At 74.0% G+C, this 16,821-nt stretch carries 19 protein-coding genes and 1 pseudogene; 9 read left to right on the top strand and 11 right to left on the bottom strand.

Annotated elements, in window-relative coordinates; genetic code table 11:
- Positions 1-3: 3 nt before the first annotated feature.
- Genes ACIPN7_RS06155 through paaA form a run of 6 tightly spaced genes read right to left on the bottom strand, consistent with a single transcriptional unit; the run spans position 4 to position 4,600 of the window.
- Complete coding sequence (locus ACIPN7_RS06155) at positions 4-774, bottom strand: enoyl-CoA hydratase/isomerase family protein (RefSeq protein ID WP_400539017.1); 771 nt, start codon at positions 772-774, stop codon at positions 4-6.
- On the bottom strand, positions 771-1,904 hold the full coding sequence (gene paaE, locus ACIPN7_RS06160) for a 1,2-phenylacetyl-CoA epoxidase subunit PaaE (protein ID WP_400539018.1): 1,134 nt from the start codon (positions 1,902-1,904) through the stop codon (positions 771-773). Before paaE ends, ACIPN7_RS06155 begins: the two co-directional genes overlap by 4 nt.
- The gene (gene paaD, locus ACIPN7_RS06165; protein WP_400539020.1) at positions 1,904-2,437 is read right to left on the bottom strand and encodes a 1,2-phenylacetyl-CoA epoxidase subunit PaaD; all 534 of its coding nucleotides are present in this window, start codon (positions 2,435-2,437) and stop codon (positions 1,904-1,906) included. The genes paaE and paaD overlap by 1 nt, the downstream gene beginning before the upstream one ends.
- Positions 2,437-3,264, bottom strand: a complete 828-nt coding sequence (paaC, locus tag ACIPN7_RS06170; protein ID WP_400539022.1) for a 1,2-phenylacetyl-CoA epoxidase subunit PaaC — start codon at positions 3,262-3,264, stop codon at positions 2,437-2,439. Before paaC ends, paaD begins: the two co-directional genes overlap by 1 nt.
- 50 nt (positions 3,265-3,314) lie before the next feature.
- Positions 3,315-3,614, bottom strand: coding sequence for a 1,2-phenylacetyl-CoA epoxidase subunit PaaB (gene paaB / locus ACIPN7_RS06175; RefSeq protein ID WP_285103358.1), 300 nt, complete (start codon positions 3,612-3,614; stop codon positions 3,315-3,317).
- Complete coding sequence (gene paaA / locus ACIPN7_RS06180) at positions 3,611-4,600, bottom strand: 1,2-phenylacetyl-CoA epoxidase subunit PaaA (protein WP_400539024.1); 990 nt, start codon at positions 4,598-4,600, stop codon at positions 3,611-3,613. Before paaA ends, paaB begins: the two co-directional genes overlap by 4 nt.
- Before the next feature lie 101 nt (positions 4,601-4,701).
- Here paaA and ACIPN7_RS06185 point away from each other — a divergent pair, with 101 nt between their 5' ends.
- The 4 genes from ACIPN7_RS06185 (at position 4,702) to paaZ (ending at position 9,200) form a co-directional block, all read left to right on the top strand.
- Entirely contained in the window at positions 4,702-5,367 is a 666-nt protein-coding gene (locus ACIPN7_RS06185) for a TetR/AcrR family transcriptional regulator (protein ID WP_400539025.1), read from the top strand.
- A gap of 110 nt (positions 5,368-5,477) precedes the next feature.
- Positions 5,478-6,218 carry an enoyl-CoA hydratase/isomerase family protein gene (locus ACIPN7_RS06190; protein WP_400539027.1) on the top strand — a complete coding sequence of 247 codons (741 nt, stop codon included), beginning with the start codon at positions 5,478-5,480 and terminating at the stop codon, positions 6,216-6,218.
- Positions 6,215-7,066 (top strand): 3-hydroxyacyl-CoA dehydrogenase family protein, encoded by an 852-nt coding sequence (locus ACIPN7_RS06195; protein WP_400539029.1) that lies wholly within the window; start codon positions 6,215-6,217, stop codon positions 7,064-7,066. The genes ACIPN7_RS06190 and ACIPN7_RS06195 overlap by 4 nt, the downstream gene beginning before the upstream one ends.
- A 37-nt stretch (positions 7,067-7,103) precedes the next feature.
- Positions 7,104-9,200, top strand: coding sequence for a phenylacetic acid degradation bifunctional protein PaaZ (gene paaZ / locus ACIPN7_RS06200; RefSeq protein ID WP_400539031.1), 2,097 nt, complete (start codon positions 7,104-7,106; stop codon positions 9,198-9,200).
- Position 9,201: 1 nt separating this feature from the next.
- Here paaZ and ACIPN7_RS06205 read toward each other — a convergent pair whose 3' ends face one another.
- Positions 9,202-9,777 carry a TetR/AcrR family transcriptional regulator gene (locus ACIPN7_RS06205; protein WP_400539033.1) on the bottom strand — a complete coding sequence of 192 codons (576 nt, stop codon included), beginning with the start codon at positions 9,775-9,777 and terminating at the stop codon, positions 9,202-9,204.
- A gap of 83 nt (positions 9,778-9,860) precedes the next feature.
- Here ACIPN7_RS06205 and ACIPN7_RS06210 point away from each other — a divergent pair, with 83 nt between their 5' ends.
- Positions 9,861-10,235, top strand: a complete 375-nt coding sequence (locus ACIPN7_RS06210; protein ID WP_400539035.1) for a nitroreductase family deazaflavin-dependent oxidoreductase — start codon at positions 9,861-9,863, stop codon at positions 10,233-10,235.
- Positions 10,236-10,324: 89 nt separating this feature from the next.
- A pseudogene (locus ACIPN7_RS06215) lies at positions 10,325-10,663 on the top strand (YybH family protein); the annotation flags it as partial.
- A gap of 169 nt (positions 10,664-10,832) precedes the next feature.
- Here the strand turns inward: ACIPN7_RS06215 and ACIPN7_RS06220 are convergent.
- The 4 genes from ACIPN7_RS06220 to ACIPN7_RS06235 form a co-directional block, all read right to left on the bottom strand.
- Entirely contained in the window at positions 10,833-11,459 is a 627-nt protein-coding gene (locus ACIPN7_RS06220; protein ID WP_400539037.1) for a hypothetical protein, read from the bottom strand.
- 120 nt (positions 11,460-11,579) lie between these two features.
- Positions 11,580-11,837, bottom strand: a complete 258-nt coding sequence (locus tag ACIPN7_RS06225) for a DUF6510 family protein (protein ID WP_400539039.1) — start codon at positions 11,835-11,837, stop codon at positions 11,580-11,582.
- Positions 11,837-12,577: an FAD-binding oxidoreductase gene (locus ACIPN7_RS06230; RefSeq protein ID WP_400539161.1), complete on the bottom strand. Its 741-nt coding sequence runs from the start codon at positions 12,575-12,577 to the stop codon at positions 11,837-11,839. The genes ACIPN7_RS06225 and ACIPN7_RS06230 overlap by 1 nt, the downstream gene beginning before the upstream one ends.
- Positions 12,578-12,588: 11 nt before the next feature.
- Positions 12,589-13,182 carry a sulfite oxidase-like oxidoreductase gene (locus tag ACIPN7_RS06235; RefSeq protein WP_400539041.1) on the bottom strand — a complete coding sequence of 198 codons (594 nt, stop codon included), beginning with the start codon at positions 13,180-13,182 and terminating at the stop codon, positions 12,589-12,591.
- 128 nt (positions 13,183-13,310) lie between these two features.
- Here ACIPN7_RS06235 and sigJ point away from each other — a divergent pair, with 128 nt between their 5' ends.
- The 3 genes from sigJ to ACIPN7_RS06250 all read left to right on the top strand — a co-directional run bounded on the left by sigJ (position 13,311) and on the right by ACIPN7_RS06250 (position 16,757).
- Positions 13,311-14,264 (top strand): RNA polymerase sigma factor SigJ, encoded by a 954-nt coding sequence (gene sigJ, locus ACIPN7_RS06240; RefSeq protein ID WP_400539043.1) that lies wholly within the window; start codon positions 13,311-13,313, stop codon positions 14,262-14,264.
- Between the two features lie 111 nt (positions 14,265-14,375).
- A complete protein-coding gene (locus ACIPN7_RS06245; RefSeq protein ID WP_400539045.1) occupies positions 14,376-15,587 on the top strand; it encodes an NAD(P)/FAD-dependent oxidoreductase in 1,212 nt (403 codons plus the stop codon).
- 90 nt (positions 15,588-15,677) lie between these two features.
- Positions 15,678-16,757, top strand: coding sequence for a LuxR C-terminal-related transcriptional regulator (locus tag ACIPN7_RS06250; RefSeq protein ID WP_400539047.1), 1,080 nt, complete (start codon positions 15,678-15,680; stop codon positions 16,755-16,757).
- The last annotated feature ends 64 nt before the right edge of the window (positions 16,758-16,821 follow it).

Consider the following 16,821-nt stretch of genomic DNA (forward strand, 5'->3'; position numbering starts at 1 on the left):
AGGTCACCGGCCCGTGAACTTCGGGCGCCGCTTCTCCTGGAAGGCGGCGAAACCCTCGCGGTAGTCGTCGGTGAGGCTGAGGTCGCCCTGCGCCTCGCTCTCGTGGGCCACGGCCGCCCAGAACGCGATCCGCTCGTCGCGCAGCTCGGCGACCAGGCGCTTGGAGGCCAGGAAGGCACTCGTCGCCCCGCCTGCGACCTTCTCGACCCGGGCCCGGGTGAAGGGGAGCAGCTCCGGCCCGGGCACGGCCCGGGAGAACAGTCCGGCGGCGACCGCCTCGGCCCCGCTGAGGAGCTCGCCCGTGTAGACCAGGTCGAGCGCGCGGTGCGCACCCAGGCGCTCGACGAAGAGCGCGTGCCCGCCCGAGTCGAGCGTCGCCCCGAGGTTCGCGAACGGCGAGCCCACCTTGGCGTCGTCGGCCACGTAGACGACGTCGGTGGCGATGAGCAGGCCGAGCCCCACGCCCAGGCACGCGCCGTGCGCCGCGGCGAACGTCGGCGCCGGGAACGCGGCCATGCGCCACAGCAGCGGGGTCACGCGGTTGCGGAGGTAGCCCAGCGCGTCGTCGGTGGCCGGGTCGACCCCCGAGATGTCCCGGCCGGCGCAGAACGCCCGACCCTCGCCCCGCAGGAGCAGCGCCCGCACGCCGGCGGCCTCCGCCTGCCGGTAGGCGTCGTCCAGCTCGGCGAGCCCCACCTCGTCCAGGGCGTTCAGCCGGCCGGGCGCGTCGAGCACCACCTCGGCGATCTCGTCCTCGATCGTGAGCGTGATCATGAGTCGTAGTCCACGAAGATCTCCTCGCTGGTGGGGATCGCTTGGCAGGTCAGGACGTAGCCACGCGCCAGCTCCTCGGGCTCCAGCGCGTAGTTCTCCACCATCTCCACCGTGCCCGAGACCAGTCTCGCCCGGCATGTGCCGCAGACGCCACCCGCGCAGGCGAACGGCACGTCGCCGCGCACCCGCAGGGCGGCGTTCAGCACGCTCTCGCGCGCCCCGGCCGGGCTCGTCACGGTCGACGTCGCGGCGTCGAGCCGGAACGAGATCGCGTGCGACTCGCCGCCCGGGACGTCCGACGCCGGCGGGGCCCCGCGCGGCGCCGTCGGACGCTCGGGACGGCCGGTGGTGAACAGCTCGTGCCGTACCCGCTCCGGCGGCACGCCCAGCTCCTCCAGCACGGCCCGGCAGGTCTGCACCATCTCGAACGGCCCGCACAGGAACCACTCGTCCACGTCGTCCGGCCCGATCAGGGCCGTCACGATGCGGCGCAGCCGGTCGGCGTCGAGACGGCCCGAGAGCAGCTCGGCGCCCCGGCGCTCGCGGGTGAGCACGTGGTGCAGGGCCAGCCGCGCGGGGTAGCGGTCCTTGAGGTCGGCCAGCTCGTCCACGAACATCGTGTCCGTCGTGGTCCGGTTGGAGTAGACCAGGTCGAACGTGCTGTCCGCCGCCGAGCCGAGCGTGTGCTCCACGAGCGACATCATCGGCGTGATGCCGCTGCCCGCCGCGACCCCGACCACGCGGCCGCCCTGGCCGGGCGGGCGGTGCGACACGAACAGGCCCTCGGGGCTCATCACGTCGAGCGTCATCCCCGGGGCGAGGTGGTCGATCGCCCAGGGCGAGAACAGCCCGCCCATGTCGCGCTTGATGCCCACCTTGAGCGAGCCCGGCACGGGCGCCTGGCAGATCGAGTAGGTGCGGCGCACCTCCTCGCCCTCGACCCGCGCGCGCAGCGCGACGTACTGGCCAGGCGCGTAGGAGTAGGCGTCGGCGAGGTCGTCCGGCACGTCGAACGTCACCTCGACGGCGTCCGCCGTCAGCGTGCGCACCGCCACGACGGTCAGCGGGTGGAACCGGGCGCGACGCCGCCTGCCGGGCGCGGCGGGGACACCGGCGTCGGCGACCGGCATCAGTGCTCCTTGAAGTGGTCGAAGGGCTCCCGGCAGCGCTGGCAGACGTACAGCGCCTTGCACGACGTCGAGCCGAACCGCGCGAGCTCGCGCGTGTGCAGCGAGCCGCACCGGGGGCACCGCACGCCCAGGCCCAGCGCGACGACGCCGCCGGCCCGGCGGCCGGGCGGGGCGATCCCGTGCTCCACGAGCTTGCGACGGCCGGCGTCGCTCATCCAGTCGGTCGTCCACGCGGGGGAGAGCACCACGTCCACGCGGGCCCCCGGGTAGCCGCGCTCGCCGAGCACGGCGACGATGTCGTCGCGGATCGCGTCGACGGCGGGGCAGCCCGAGTAGGTGGGCGTGATGTCCACGACGGGCGACCCGTCCACGATCCGCACGCCGCGCAGCACGCCCAGGTCCTCGATGGTCAGGACCGGCACCTCGGGGTCGGTGACGGCCGCAGCGGCGTCCCACATGGCGCGCTCCGGCTCGGTCCTCGGGCGGGGGCGGGCGATTCGCTCGCGTTCGACGGCACTCTCGACGACGCCCATCACCACACCGCCCCCGGGTGCCGCCGGGCCAGCACCTGCATCTCCGCGAGCAGCGGGCCCAGCGCCTCGGAGTGCACCCCGGTCCGGCCGCCGCCGCGGACGGCAGCGACCGCCGGGACGGACAGCTCGGCCTGGTCGAGCACCGGCAGCAGCAGCGCGTCGAACGGTTTGCGCAGGCCGGTGGGCGGCACCGCGGCCTCCGGGACGGCGTCGGCCGCGGGATCCGCTGTGAACAGCTCGTCCACGAACGGCCAGATCTCCTCCAGCCCCGCCGTCATCCGCCGCCGCGACTCCTCGGTGCCCAGCGCCAGGCGCACGGTCCAGAGCGTGGCGTGGTCCAGGTGGTAGTCCACCTCCTTGACCGCCTTGGCGGCGATGGCCGCCAGCGTGGGGTCGGCGCTGCCGGCCAGGCCCCGGTAGAGCACGGTGAAGTAGGCCGACACGATCAGCTGCCGGGCGATCGTGCAGGCGAAGTCGCCGTTGGGCCGCTCGAAGATCTGTCGGCACCGGAAGTCCACCTCGTCCCGGAAGTACGCGAGGTCGTCCTCGGTCTGGTCCCAGGCGGAGCCCGCGTAGGTCAGCAGGCCGCGCGCGTGCCCCAGGGTGTCGAGCGCGATGTTGCCGAGCGCGACGTCCTCCTCCAGCTCGGGCGCGGCGGCGATCCACGAGCCCAGCCGCTGCGCGAGGACCAGGGCGTCGTCGCCCAGGCCGAGCGCGTACCGCGCGACGTCGTCGGCGGCCCGGGCGGGGCTGTCCTGCGGGGCGACCCGGGCGGCGATCGCCTCGGGCGTGAGCACCGCGGACGGGGACTGGTGCTGGTTCTGCATGGGCTCTCCATCGAGCGTCGGGCCGTCCGGCCGGTGGCCGGCGGTACGGGTCAGAGGTGCGGCACTGCCTGCGACGCCGTGTAGTACGTCGCGTGCCGGAAGTCCTTGCCGCGCGGGGACTCGAACCACGCGTCCTTCGCGTCGGGGTCCGACGCCGTGATCGCGGCGGCGGGCACCACCCAGATCGAGACCCCCTCGCTGCGGCGGGTGTAGAGGTCGCGGGCGTTGCGCACCGCCAGCTCGGCGTCCGGCGCGTGCAGCGAGCCGGCGTGCACGTGCGAGAGGCCGCGCGCCGAGCGCACGAACACCTCCCACAGGGGCCAGGTCTCCCGGCGCGGTTCCTCGGTCATGACGCCATCCGTTCGTTCGTCGCGGTGCGCTCGGCGTACGCCCGGGCGGCCTCGCGCACCCATTCGCCCTCGGCGTGCGCGGCGCGGCGCTTGGCCAGGCGCAGCGCGTTCGCCTGCCCGTTCCCGTGCAGGACGGCGTGGAACTCGTCCCAGTCGAGCTCGCCGAAGTCGTGGTGGCCGCGCTCGGAGTTCCAGCGCAGGTCGGGGTCGGGCAGCGTGATGCCGAGGACCTCGGCCTGCGGCACGATCATGTCGACGAACCGCTGGCGCAGCTCGTCGTTCGAGAAGCGCTTGACCTTCCAGGCCATGCTCTGCCGCGAGTTGGGCGACTCCGCGTCGGGCGGGCCGAACATCATCAGGGCCGGCGCGTACCAGCGGTTCACCGACTCCTGCGCCATGGCCTGCTGCTCCCGCGTGCCGTTCATCAGCGCCAGCAGGATCTCGAAACCCTGTCGCTGGTGGAACGACTCCTCCTTGCAGATGCGCACCATCGCGCGCCCGTACGGGCCGTACGACGCGCGGCACAGCGGCACCTGGTTCGCGATGGCGGCGCCGTCCACCAGCCAGCCGATCGAGCCCATGTCGGCCCACGACGGCGCGAGGTAGTTGAAGATCGAGGAGTACTTGGCCTTGCCCGAGTGCAGGGCGTCGAGCATCTCGTCCCGGGTGGTCCCCAGCGTCTCGGCCGCCGAGTAGAGGTAGAGCCCGTGGCCGGCCTCGTCCTGCACCTTGGCCATCAGGATCGCCTTGCGCTTGAGGCTGGGGGCGCGCGTGATCCAGTTGCCCTCCGGCTGCATGCCGATGATCTCGGAGTGCGCGTGCTGCGACATCTGCCGCACCAGCGCCTTCCGGTACGCCGGCGGCATCCAGTCGGTGGGCTCGATCCGCTGGTCGGCGGCGATGAGGGCGTCGAACCTCGCGAGCCGCGCGGCCTCGCGGGACTCGGCCTCACCGGCAGCGGTCGTGGGCGGGTCTTCTGCGGACATGCCGTCTCCTGTGCTGGAGCCCTACTTACCGATCGTTCAGTCAGGCTAGCACCGGGGTGGGGGCGGCGGCAACGGTCGCTCGGTCGGTTAGGTTGGCTCGCATGGATGAATCGGCCGCCGCCCCCGCACCCGCTCGACGGGGCGGGAACGGGCGCGCGGGGCGCGTGGCGTACGACCTGGACGCTGTACTGGCCGTCGCCGTCCAGGCGTTCAACGAGCGCGGGTACGACGCGACGTCGATGGGCGAGCTCGCCGAGCGCCTCGGGACCAGCAAGTCCGCGATCTACTACCACGTCAGCGGCAAGCAGGAGCTGCTGCGGCTGGCGCTGGAGCGCGCGCTCGGCAACCTCGAGGCCCTCCTCCAGGAGCCGGGCGAGGAGGACGGGCAGTCGGACGCCGCCGCGCCGACCGCGCTGGACCGGCTCGAACGTGTGCTCCGTGGCGCCGTGCGCGTGCTCGTGGAGGAACTGCCCTTCGTCACGCTGCTGCTGCGCCTGCGTGGGAACACCGACGTCGAGCGCGAGGCGCTCGCGCGCCGCCGCGAGTTCGACCACGCCGTGGCGCGCCTGGTCGAGGAGGCGGTCGCGGACGGCGCCCTCCGGTCGGACGTCGATGCGCGCACCGCCACCCGCCTGCTCTTCGGCATGGTCAACTCGCTGGTCGAGTGGTACCGCCCCGGCGGCGGGCTCACCGCCGACCAGCTCGCCGACGCCGTCGTCGCCATGGCGTTCGAGGGGCTGCGCGCCCAGCCCGATCCCCGCCGCTGACGAGGCCGCGCTCTTGAACCCGGCCGCCCCGCATGCCATGCTGCACAGAACGAACGGTCAGTAAGTAGCGCGACGACGCTACGCCGGTGCGACCCCCAGGTGATGAGGCCATGGCAGCAGCGTTGCGGTGCGTCGACGACCGCGCGGACCGCCTCCACGTCCGGCTCGACCGGCCCGAGGTGCGCAACGCGATCGACCGGGCGATGGTCGGCGAGCTCCACGAGGTCTGCGCCGAGCTGGAGGCCCGGCCCCGCATCCTCGTCCTGTCCGGCTCCGAGCGGGTCTTCGCCTCCGGCGCCGACATCGCCGAGCTGCGCGAGCGTGGGCGCGACGACGCGCTCGCCGGGATCAACTCCCGGCTGTTCGAGCGGATCGCCCGCCTGCCGATGCCGGTGATCGCCGCCGTCGACGGCTGGGCCCTCGGGGGCGGGGCGGAGCTCGCCTACGCGGCCGACTTCCGGTTCGCCGGCGAGAACGCCCGGTTCGGCAACCCCGAGGTGGGGCTCGGCATCATCGCCGCGGCGGGGGCGTCGTGGCGGCTGAAGGAGCTCGTCGGCGAGACGCTCGCGCTGGAGATCCTGCTCGCCGGCCGCGTGCTCGACGCCCCCGAGGCGCTGGCGGCGGGGCTGGTGAGCGCGGTCCACGCGTCGTCCGACCTGGTCGCCGCGGCCGACGCGCTCGCGGACCGGATCGCGGAGCAGGACCCGACGGCGGTCCGCTACACCAAGCAGGTCTTCCGGGCGCCGCGCGCGGCGCACCCGGACGTCGACGACCTCGCGCAGTCCGTGCTGTTCGAGTCGCCCGCCAAGCGCGAGCGGATGACCGCGTTCCTGGAACGGAAGAAGCCATGACGCTGCCACGGAGCGTCGGTGTGGTGGGCGGCGGCCGGATGGGCGTCGGGATCGCCCACGCCTTCCTGCTGGCGGGAACCCACGTCGTGGTCGTCGAGCGCGACGCGGAGTCGGCGGCCCGCGCGCTGGCGGCGCTGGAGCGTGCGGTGACCGCCAGCGTGGAGCGCGGGACCACCCCGCGCACCGCCGCCGAGCTGGTGGAGCGGGCGCGGGTGAGCACCGACGTCGCGGACGTCGGCCCGGCCGGTCTGGTCGTCGAGGCGGTGCCCGAGGACCTCGCGGCCAAGGTCGAGGTCCTGGCACGCGTCGAGCAGGTGCTGTCGCCGACCGCCTGGCTGGCCAGCAACACGTCGTCGCTGTCGATCGACACCCTCGCGGGGCACCTGGAGCGGCCCGAGCGCTTCGTGGGGCTGCACTTCTTCAACCCCGTGCCCGCGTCGGCGCTCGTGGAGATCGTGCACGGCCGGGCGACGGTGCCGGCGCTCGTCGAGGAGGCCGGCGTCTGGGTCACCGCACTCGGCAAGGCCTCGATCGTCGTGTCCGACACCCCGGGCTTCGCGAGCTCCCGCCTCGGCGTGGTGATCGCGCTCGAGGCGATCCGCATGGTCGAGGAGGGCGTCGCCACGCCCGCCGACATCGACACCGCCATGGTGCGCGGCTACCGGTTCCCGGTCGGGCCGCTGCGCCTGACCGACCTGGTGGGCCTCGACGTGCGGCTCGGCATCGCCGAGCACCTGGAGCGCGAGCTGGGGGAGCGGTTCGCCGTCCCGCGCCTGCTGCGGGCGATGGTCGAGGCGGGCCGGCTGGGGCGCAAGAGCGGCGAGGGGTTCTTCACGTGGGACGAGTGACCTGCACAGACGTCGGAACAGCCGAAAGGAAGACGCCATGACCGCGACGGAGACCCCGGTGCGCACCCTCGACAGCTACGTCCTCGGGGCCTGGCAGCGCCCGCCGTCGGACGCCGAGGCACAGGTCGTGCGGGACGCCTCGACCGGCGAGCCGGTCGCGGCGGTCTCGGGCAGGCCGGTCGACCTGCGGGCCGTCGCCGACTACGGCCGGACCGTGGGCCAGGACGCGCTCGGCGCGCTCACGTTCCACCAGCGCGCCCTGCTGCTCAAACGGCTCGCCCAGCACCTCACCGGCGTCAGGGAGGACCTCTACGAGGTGAGTCTGCGCACCGGCGGCACCCGGCGGGACGCCCTGGTCGACATCGACGGCGGCATCGGCGTGCTGTTCACCTACGGGTCGAAGGGGCGCCGGGAGCTGCCCAACGCGCAGCTCCTGGTCGACGGACCGCCGGAGAGCTTGTCCCGCGACGGGTCGTTCGGCGGCCAGCACGTCCGGGTGCGGCGGCAGGGCGTCGCCTTCCAGGTCAACGCCTTCAACTTCCCGGTGTGGGGCATGCTGGAGAAGTTCGCGCCCGCCTTCCTCGCGGGCGTGCCGACGGTCGTCAAGCCGGCCTCGGCCACCGCCTACCTCGCCGAGGCCGCGGTGCGGGCGATCGTCGACTCCGGCCTCCTGCCCGACGGCGCGCTGCAGCTCGTCAGCGGACCGGCCCGCGGGTTCCTCGACGCGCTCGACGTGCGCGACGCCGTGAGCTTCACCGGCTCCGCGTCGACGGCGCGGGTGCTCGCCGTCGACGACGCCGTGATCCGCCGGGGCGTCGTCCTCACCGCGGAGACGGACTCGCTCAACGCGGCGGTGCTCGGCTCGGACGTGGAGCCGGGGAGCCCGGAGTTCGCGGCGTTCGTCGCCTCGGTGGTCACCGAGATGACCGCCAAGGCCGGGCAGAAGTGCACCGCGATCCGGCGGGTGATCGTCCCGGCCGACCGCGAGGACGCCGTGATCGAGGCCGTCCGCGAGCGGATCGCGCAGCGCGTCGTGGTCGGCGACCCGCGGGCCGACGGCGTCACGATGGGTGCCCTGGCGAGCGTGGGACAGAAGGCGGAGGTGCTGCGCAGCGTCCGCGAGCTGGTCGCCGGCGGCGGTCAGATCGTGGTCGGCGACCTCGCGGAGCCGGAGGTGGTGCACGCCGACGGCAGCCGCGGACCCGCGCCCGACGGCGCGTTCGTCGCGCCCCTCCTGCTGCGGTTCGCCGACCCTGCGGCGCCCGCGGTGCACGACGTCGAGGCCTTCGGGCCGGTCGCCTCCGTGATCGGCTACCGCGACCTCGACGACGCCGTCCGGCTGGCCAACCTCGGCGGCGGCTCGCTGGTGGCCACCGTCGCGTCCGCCGACCCCGCCGTGGTGCGGCACCTCGTCACGGGGATCGCGCCGATGCACGGGCGGGTGCTGGTGCTCGACCGGGACGACGCGCGGTCGTCGACCGGCCACGGCTCCCCGGTGCCGCACCTGGTCCACGGCGGTCCGGGTCGCGCGGGCGGCGGCGAGGAGCTCGGCGGCGTCCGCGCCGTGGAGCACTACATGCAGCGCACGGCGGTGCAGGGCACGCCCGCGGCGCTGACCGCACTGACCGGGCGGTGGCGGGCGGGGGCGCCGTCGCGCACCGACGCGGGCCACCCCTTCCGCAGGTCGCTGGCCGACCTCCGGATCGGCGACGCCGTCGAGTCCGCGCCGCGCGAGGTGACCCTCGACGACATCGCGCACTTCGCCGACTTCACCGGCGACACCTTCTACGCGCACACGGACGAGGAGGCCGCCGCGGCCAACCCGTTCTTCCCCGGGCGCGTGGCGCACGGGTACCTGCTCGTGTCGTTCGCGGCAGGGCTCTTCGTCGACCCCGCGCCGGGGCCGGTGCTCGCGAACTACGGCCTGGAGAACCTGCGCTTCCTGACGCCGGTGTCGCCCGGGGACACGATCCGGGTGCGGCTGACGGCCGCCCAGATCACGCCGCGCGAGGACGAGGACTACGGCGAGGTGCGCTGGGACGCCGTGCTCACCAACCAGCGCGACGAGCAGGTGGCCACGTACGACGTGCTGACGCTGGTCGCGAAGGAGGACCGCGGCGCAGGCGTGGCCTGAGCTATCCCGCGGGACGGGGGAGCAGCGGCAGGAACGCCGTGTCCACGGTCTCGGCGATCTGCTGCGCCGAGACCGTGCCGGTCAGCAACAGCTGGTTACGGACCAGGTCGACCGGGAGGGACACGACCAGCGCGGGCGGTACCGCCTTGATCTCGCCGCGCACCACCGCCCGCTCGAGCACGACCCGCATCGGTCCGCCCTCGTCCACGATGCTCAGCAGCGTACGTACGGAGCTCAGCAGGTCCGGCTCCCGCGCGGCCTCGGCCAGGAGGCCCCACAGCGTCGCGGTCTCGATCTCCGCATATCCGGACGTCACAGAGGTGAGCAGCTCGATCACGTCCGAGCGCAGGTTTCCCGTGTCGGGCGCCTCGCGAGCATCCGGCAGCCGGTCCCGCAGCGCCCCGACGACAAGATCGGCCCTCCGCGGCCACCGGCGGTAGAGGACGGGTTTGCTCGTCCCTGCTCGATCCGCGACACGGCCCATCTGCAGGTCGGCGTACCCGACCGAACGCAGCTCGTCCCAGACCGCCGCGAAGATCGCGGACTCGAGTGCTCGTCCCCGTCGTCGTGTCGCCATGCCGCTCCTTAAGGAACCTTGAGTTTCTTATCCGTCGAGTCTACGGTGGAAATAAGAAACTACTAGTATCCTAGGAGTCTGTCATGCCCATGCCTCGAGCATTTCGTCGCGTCGCGGCGTTCCTGAACCCAGCCGTGCGTCCGCTCGCCCGCAGGATGCCGCCGCTCGCCACGCTGCGCCACCAGGGCCGGAAGTCCGGGCGCACGTACGAGACCCCGGTCATGGCGTTCCCGACCGGGAGCGGCTGGCTGATCGCGCTCGCCTACGGCGCGGACGTCCAGTGGCTGAGGAACGTCGAGCACACCGGGCGTGCGACGCTCAGCCGGCGGGGGGAGCGGTACCAGGTCACGTCCGTCCGGCGCGTTGACGCCGCGGCGGTATCGCCCCTGCTCCCGCCCTGGGCCCGTGCCGTGATGGGGACGGCGAACGTGAGCGACTACGTCATCCTGCGTGGCTGAGCCGGTCGGCGCGGCGGGTCGCCGTCACGTTCCGCGCGTCCCGTCCGTCGCACCTGTGAGGAACCACCGGACGGAAGGGACGGGCAGCGATGACCACGCAACGACAGGACGACGAGGCCGCGATCCGGGAGCGGCTCGACGGGATCGTCGACGGGCTGCGGGCCAAGGACCTCGACAAACTGAGGCGGCTCTACGCGGCCGACGTCGTGTCCTTCGACGTCGAGCCACCGCTGCAGCACGTGGGCGTGGACGCCAAGCTGGCGAACTGGGCGCGCGTCTTCGCGGTCTTCGACGAGGTCGGCTACGAGATCCGCGACCTGGCCCTCACCGTCGACGGGACCGTCGCGTTCGGGCACGCCTTCGGCCGGCTCAGCGGCTCGCTCCGGGACGGGTCCGTGACGAACGGCATGTGGGTCCGGGCCACGTTCTGCTTCCGCAAGGACGACGGCGCCTGGCTGATCGCGCACGACCAGGTCTCGGTGCCGCTCGACCTGCGCACCGCGCGGGACTGGCGGACCTGGAGCCCTGACCGGCCCGGGCCCGGTCGTCGGACCGCGACCGCTGCCGGGCGGCGGCGGTCGCGGTTCCAGGACTGCCTCAGGCCATCTCGGGGACGTGGAGGTGCGCGAACGCGATCTCCATCTCGTCGATGCCGTCGACCGTGGCGCCGAGCTCGCCGACCACGCGCTCGCGGATGCGGGCCGTGGCCTCACGGGCGGCCATGACGGCCCCCATGCTGTCGAAGGCGGTCGTGCCGACGGCGCGGCCCGCCTCGCGGTCCACCATCAGGCTGGCGCTGCAGAACCCGTCCATCTCCTGGAGCTGCGGCAGGATGACCAAGCGGTAGAGGTCGATACAGCGGTCGACCATGTCCTGGCCGCCGCTCAGCCAGGTGAGGCGCGCGCATGCGCCGTCGGGCGTGGCGTGGTCCCGGTGGACCACGGCGGACTCCCACTCGTGGACGTCCCCGCCGCCGGTGCTGCCCAGCGCCTGTACCGCGCGCTCGCGCAGCGGGAGCACGCCGTCGGCGCTGGCCATCATCGCGTCGTGCGACTGCCAGGCCGTCGTGGCGACACAACGCCCGGACTCGCGGTCGACCAGCATCGACATCCCGACGCAGCCGTCCATCCCGGTGACGGCCGGGAAGACTTCCTCGCGGACTATCCGCAGCCCGTCGTCGATCCCCGCGGGATCACCGCGGACCTCCGTAGTGCGTACGTACATGACGGACTCTCCCTGGGCTCGAGGGCAGCAGCGTCCGGACGGCGCTGCCGTCCCTCCTCACACTCCGCCGCCGCGTGGCCCAGGTCAAGGTCCCGCGTCTTCTTTCGGGCCGGTACGAGCTCAGCGCCGGAGCTCGACGGCGCTCAGGCCGGCGAGGCTCAGGATCACGCGGTCGCCGGTGTCGACGACGGTCGCGAGCACCTGGTCGCACCCGGCGCACCGGGCCACGAGGCCGGGGGCGTCGGTGTAGACCATGGCCTCGCCGATGGCGGCCATGTGCCCGCAGCCGCCGCAGCGGCCGCGCGCGGCCGTCACGTCGGTCGTGAAGACCTCGGAGAGCGCGCCCGCGAGCACGTTGCCGTCGAGGTGGTGTGTCATCAAAGACCTCCGAAGCGCTCGGTGTGGATGTCTGCCGCGGCATGGCCGAGCTCCTGCAGCCAGCGGGCCACCGTCTCGACGAAGCCCGTCGAGCCGCAGACGTAGACGTGCGGACGGTGCGCGGCCGGGACCGACCGGGCGGCGAGGGCCTCCCGCGTGAGGCGCCCGACAGCGTCGGGCCAGTCGTGCGGCGCCTCGCGCGTGTAGACGAGGTCCAGCTCGAAGGCTGGGCCGGCCAGCCCCGCGAGCTCGTCCGCGAAGTACACGTCGGCCGGGGTGCGGACCGAGTAGAGCAGGCGGAAGGGCGCGGGGTCCGTGGCCGCGCCGTGCGCCGCGGACATCGCGTACAGCGGCACGACGCCGGAGCCGCCCGCGACGAGCTGGACCGGGCGGTCGCCGGTGCCGGGCCGCCAGACGAAGAACGCGCCCAGCGGCCCGTGCAGCTCGAGCTGGTCGCCGGGCTGGAGCTCGCGGACCAGGAAGGGCGAGACCTCGCCGTCCGGCAGCTCGTCGACCGCGAGGACCACCCGCCCGGGCGTCGACGAGGCGACCGAGTACGACCGGCTCGCCTGGTAGCCGTCCGGGGCGGTGAGCCGCACGTCGAGGTGCGCGCCCGCCTCGTTGCCCGGCCACGTGGGGACGTCCAGGACGAGGCGCGCGGCCGTGGGCGTCTCGTGGCGCGTCTCGACGACGGTCGCGACGTGCCACGCGGGGCGCGGCCGGGACCGGCCCAGGGTCATGGATGGCGCGCTCACCAGTAGCGCTCCTCCTTCCACGGGTCGCCGTACAGGTGGTAGCCGTACTGCTCCCAGAAGCCCGGGTCGTTGTCCGGCATCATCGTCAGGCCCCGGACCCACTTGGCGCTCTTCCAGAAGTACAGGTGCGGCACGAGCAGCCGCGCCGGCCCGCCGTGCTCGGGGTCGAGCGGCCCGCCGTCGGCCTCCGTGGCGATCCACGCCTTGCCGTCCAGCAGGTCCTCCAGCGGCACGTTCGTCGTGTACCCGCCGTAGGAGTGCGCCATGACGTACTCGTGCTCGGACTCCACGTCCGCGAAGATCTTGTCGAGGCTCACGCCGCGCCAGCCCATGTCGAGCCGGGACCAGTGGGTGACGCAGTGGATGTCCACGGTGACGTCCTCGACCCCGAGGGCGAGGAGCTCGTCCCAGCTCCAGCGATGGTCGGTGCCGGTCTCGTCCTGGACGGTGAGCTCCCAGTCCGCGGTGTCGACGTGCGGGGTGGGTCCGGCGCTGAGCACGGGCCAGTCCTGGACCAGCGTCTGGCCCGGCGGGAGGCGCGTGTCGGGCTCACGGCGACGACCGGAGAAACCACGGGTGACGAAGGACATTGCTGAGTCTCCTCCCGGCGACCGTGCCGGGCACGGTTCGATGGTGGGAACAGCGTAGGTCCGGGGCCGTCCGGCGGCGCGCGAACCGGCCCGTGTCAGCGGGTGAGTTCGGGCAGTAGGGTCGCGGCATGACGACCGAGTCGCCGAGCCAGGACGAGCCGGAGCTCTTCGAGAACCTCCGGGGCCGGCTGGAGGCCATCGCCTACCGGCTGCTCGGGTCGGCGGCGGAGGCCGAGGACGCCGCGCAGGAGACGTTCCTGCGCTGGGAGGCGGCCGACCGCGCGCAGATCCGGGTGCCGGAGGCCTGGCTGACCCGGGTGCTGACCAACCTGTGCCTCACCCAGCTCACGTCGGCGCGGGCCCGTCGCGAGGTCTACGTGGGCGAGTGGCTGCCGGAGCCGTTGCTCGGCGGCGACCCGATGCTCGGCCCGGCGGACACGGCGGAGCAGCGCGACTCGGTGTCCACGGCGATGCTCGTGCTGATGGAGCGACTCACGCCCACCGAGCGGGCCGTCTACGTGCTGCGTGAGGCGTTCGCGTTCTCGCACGCGGAGATCGCCGAGATGCTCGACCTCACCGAGGTGGGCAGCCAGCAGGTGCTCCATCGGGCCAGGCAGCACCTGGCGGGGGAGCGGACCCGCGCGGCGGTCGACCTGGCGGTCGCCCGGCCGGTCGTGGAGGAGTTCCTGGCGGCCGCGACGAGCGGGCAGCTCGAACCGCTGGTCAAGCTGCTGACGGCGGACGTGGTCGGGGTGGGCGACGGCGGCGGCAAGGTCGCGGCGCGCGCGACGGCGGTGCTCGGGGCCACGGCCGTGGCCAAGTTCCTGCGCGGCCTGTTCCGCCCGGCCGAGGCCAAGCGCGCGATGCTGGGCGGCAGCCCCGACGTCTACGCCTGGACGGCCAACGGCCTCCCGGCGCTGGTCGTCGTGGTCGGCGACCGGCTGGTGGGCGTGATGACGCTGGAGGCGACCGCCGACGGGATCACCGCCGTGCTCAGCCAGGTCAACCCCGACAAGCTCGGCCGGGCCGGCCGCCGATGGGCGGCCACGGAGCACGGGGAGCCGCTGATCCGGGGCTGGTGATCCTGGGCCGGGCCCTGTGACTGGTGTCACAGGGGCGGGGTGTCAGGGATCGGGGTGCCGTCCGGTTCAGGAGGCACACCACCGTCCTACCGACACCAGTTGAGGGATCCCATGAAGCACCGCATCGTCATTCTCGGGGCCGGGTACGCCGGAGCCTCCGCCGCCGGCCGGCTGGCCCGCCGGCTGCACCCCGACGACGTCGAGCTCACCCTGGTCAACGCCGAGCCGGACTTCGTCGAGCGGGTGCGTCTGCACCAGGTGGCCACGGGCCAGGACCTGCGCCCCCGGCCGCTGCGCGACCTGCTCGCCGGCACGGGCGTGCGGCTGCGGGTGTCCTGCGTGACCGCCGTCGACGTCGACCGCCGGACCGTCTCCCTGACCGGGGAGGACGGCGCGGAGCAGCTCGCCTACGACACGCTCGTCTACGCCCTGGGCAGCGCGCTCGCCGATCACGGCGTGCCGGGCGTCGCCGAGCACGCCCACGAGCTGGCGAGCCGGCCGGGCGCGCTCCGCCTGCGCGAGCGGCTGGCGGGGCTCGCCCCCGGGGGCCGCGTGGTCGTGGTCGGCGGCGGGCTGACCGGCATCGAGGCGGTCACCGAGATCGCGGAGGCCCGCGCGGACCTCGACGTGGCCCTCGCCGTCCGCGGCGGGCTCGGCGACTGGCTCTCGGCGGCCGGGCAGCGGCACCTGCGCGCCGTCCTCGACCGGCTCGGCGTCACGGTCCACGAGCACGCCGACGTCGCCCGGGTCGGGGCCGGCGAGGTCGTGACCGGCGACGGAACCACGATCCCGGCGGACGTCCCCGTCTGGGCCACCGGGTTCGGCGTGCACCCGATCGCCGCGGCGACGGCCCTGGAGGTCACCGACCAGGGCCGCGTCGTCGTGGACGGCACCATGCGCTCGGTCTCCCACCCGGACGTCTACGCCGTCGGCGACGCCGGGCAGGCCTCCGGCCCCCTGGGCAACCCGCTGCGCATGTCGTGCGCCTCCGGTATCCCGATGGCCTGGCAGGCCGCCGACTCGATCGCGGCGCGCCTGACCGGGGGCAAGCTCCCGCACATGCCGCTCGGGTACGTGCACCAGTGCATCAGCCTGGGCCGGCGCGACGCCGTCATCCAGCTCGTCACGGCCGACGACCAGGCCAAGGACGCCGCCCCCGGCGGCCGTCTCGCCGCCCGGTACAAGGAGCTGGTCTGCGCCGGAGCCGCCTGGATGGTCGCCCACCCGGCCCCCTACCCGGTCCGCCGGCGCCGGGTCACGACGCCGTCCGGCACGGACGGCCGGCGGGTGAATGTTGCCGAGCTGCCCGCCGTGAAGGGCTAAGGTCTCGGAAAAAACGAGCGAGCGGGCCCCGTCCGCCCGCCGCCGAGGCAAGGGTGACTTGGCGCGAGCACCTGTGCCAAGGAGGCAGCCATGATCTCGGACGACGTGCGCCGGTCGCTGGACGTCGCGACGCCCCCCACGGTCCGCGTGCTCGACCACCTCGTGGCGCGCGACGCCGTGCCGGAGGCCGGGATCGCCCAGGCGGTGGGCCTCACCGCCGCGGAGGTCCGTGCCGCGCTGACCGCGCTCGAGACGGACGGGCTCGTCGTCGGGGTGCCGGCAGGGCCGGGCCGGGCCCGGCGCTGGTCGGCGCTGCCGCCCCGCTCGGTGCTCACCACGCTGCTCGCCCGGCGACGCCTGGAGATCGCCGTGTGGGAACTGCACGCCGACCACCTCGAGAAGGCCTACCAGGAGGCCACCGGCCAGGCGGGCGACACGGCGCTCGTGGACGTCGTGGTCGGGGCGGAACAGGTCGGCGCGCTGTACTGGCACCTCATGGAGACCGCCACGCACGAGGTGCTGCACCTCGCCCGGCCGCCCTACCTCCAGCCCACGCCCGAGCTGCTCGACGAGGTGGACCGGCCCGCGATGAGCCCCACGGTGGAGCTGCGCAGCGTGTACGAGAGCGCCACGTTCATCGACCCGGTCTCCCTCGAGACCGCGCTCGGCGGGCAGGCGACCGGCGCCGGCCTGCGCCTGTCGCCGCAGGTCCCGCTCAAGCTCGTCGTGGTGGACCAGAAGATCGCCATGCTGCCCGCCGCCGGCGACGACGCCGGCAGCGCCTCGCTCGTGGTGCACGCCCCCGCGCTGGTGGGCGCGCTGACCGACCTCTTCGAGCGGGTGTGGGACGCGGCGATGCCGCAGTCCATGTGGTCGGGAGGCGGGACGCCCGGCGCGCCGCCCGACGGCGAGGCCGGCGTCGCCGGGGCGAACCCGGCCGCGGCCTGGTCGCCGCTGCCCCGGGTACGGCTGGAGCAGCGCACGCGGTCCATCCTCGACCTCATGGCCGGCGGGCTCACCGACGAGGCGATCGCGCGCACGCTCGACATCAGCCGGCGCACGGTCCAGGCCGAGGTCACGGCGCTCGCGGAGAAGCTGGGCGCGCGCACCCGGTTCCAGATCGGGCTGTTCGCCGCCGAGCAGGGTCTGCTCGCCCGGACGCGCGCGTAGCGGCCTCGACCGAAGCCTAGGGCGGCCCGGGGAACCGCGGCGGTACCCGGGCTGCTCATCTGCG

Source organism: Promicromonospora sp. NPDC090134, assembly GCF_044746965.1.
Lineage (GTDB): Bacteria > Actinomycetota > Actinomycetes > Actinomycetales > Cellulomonadaceae > Promicromonospora.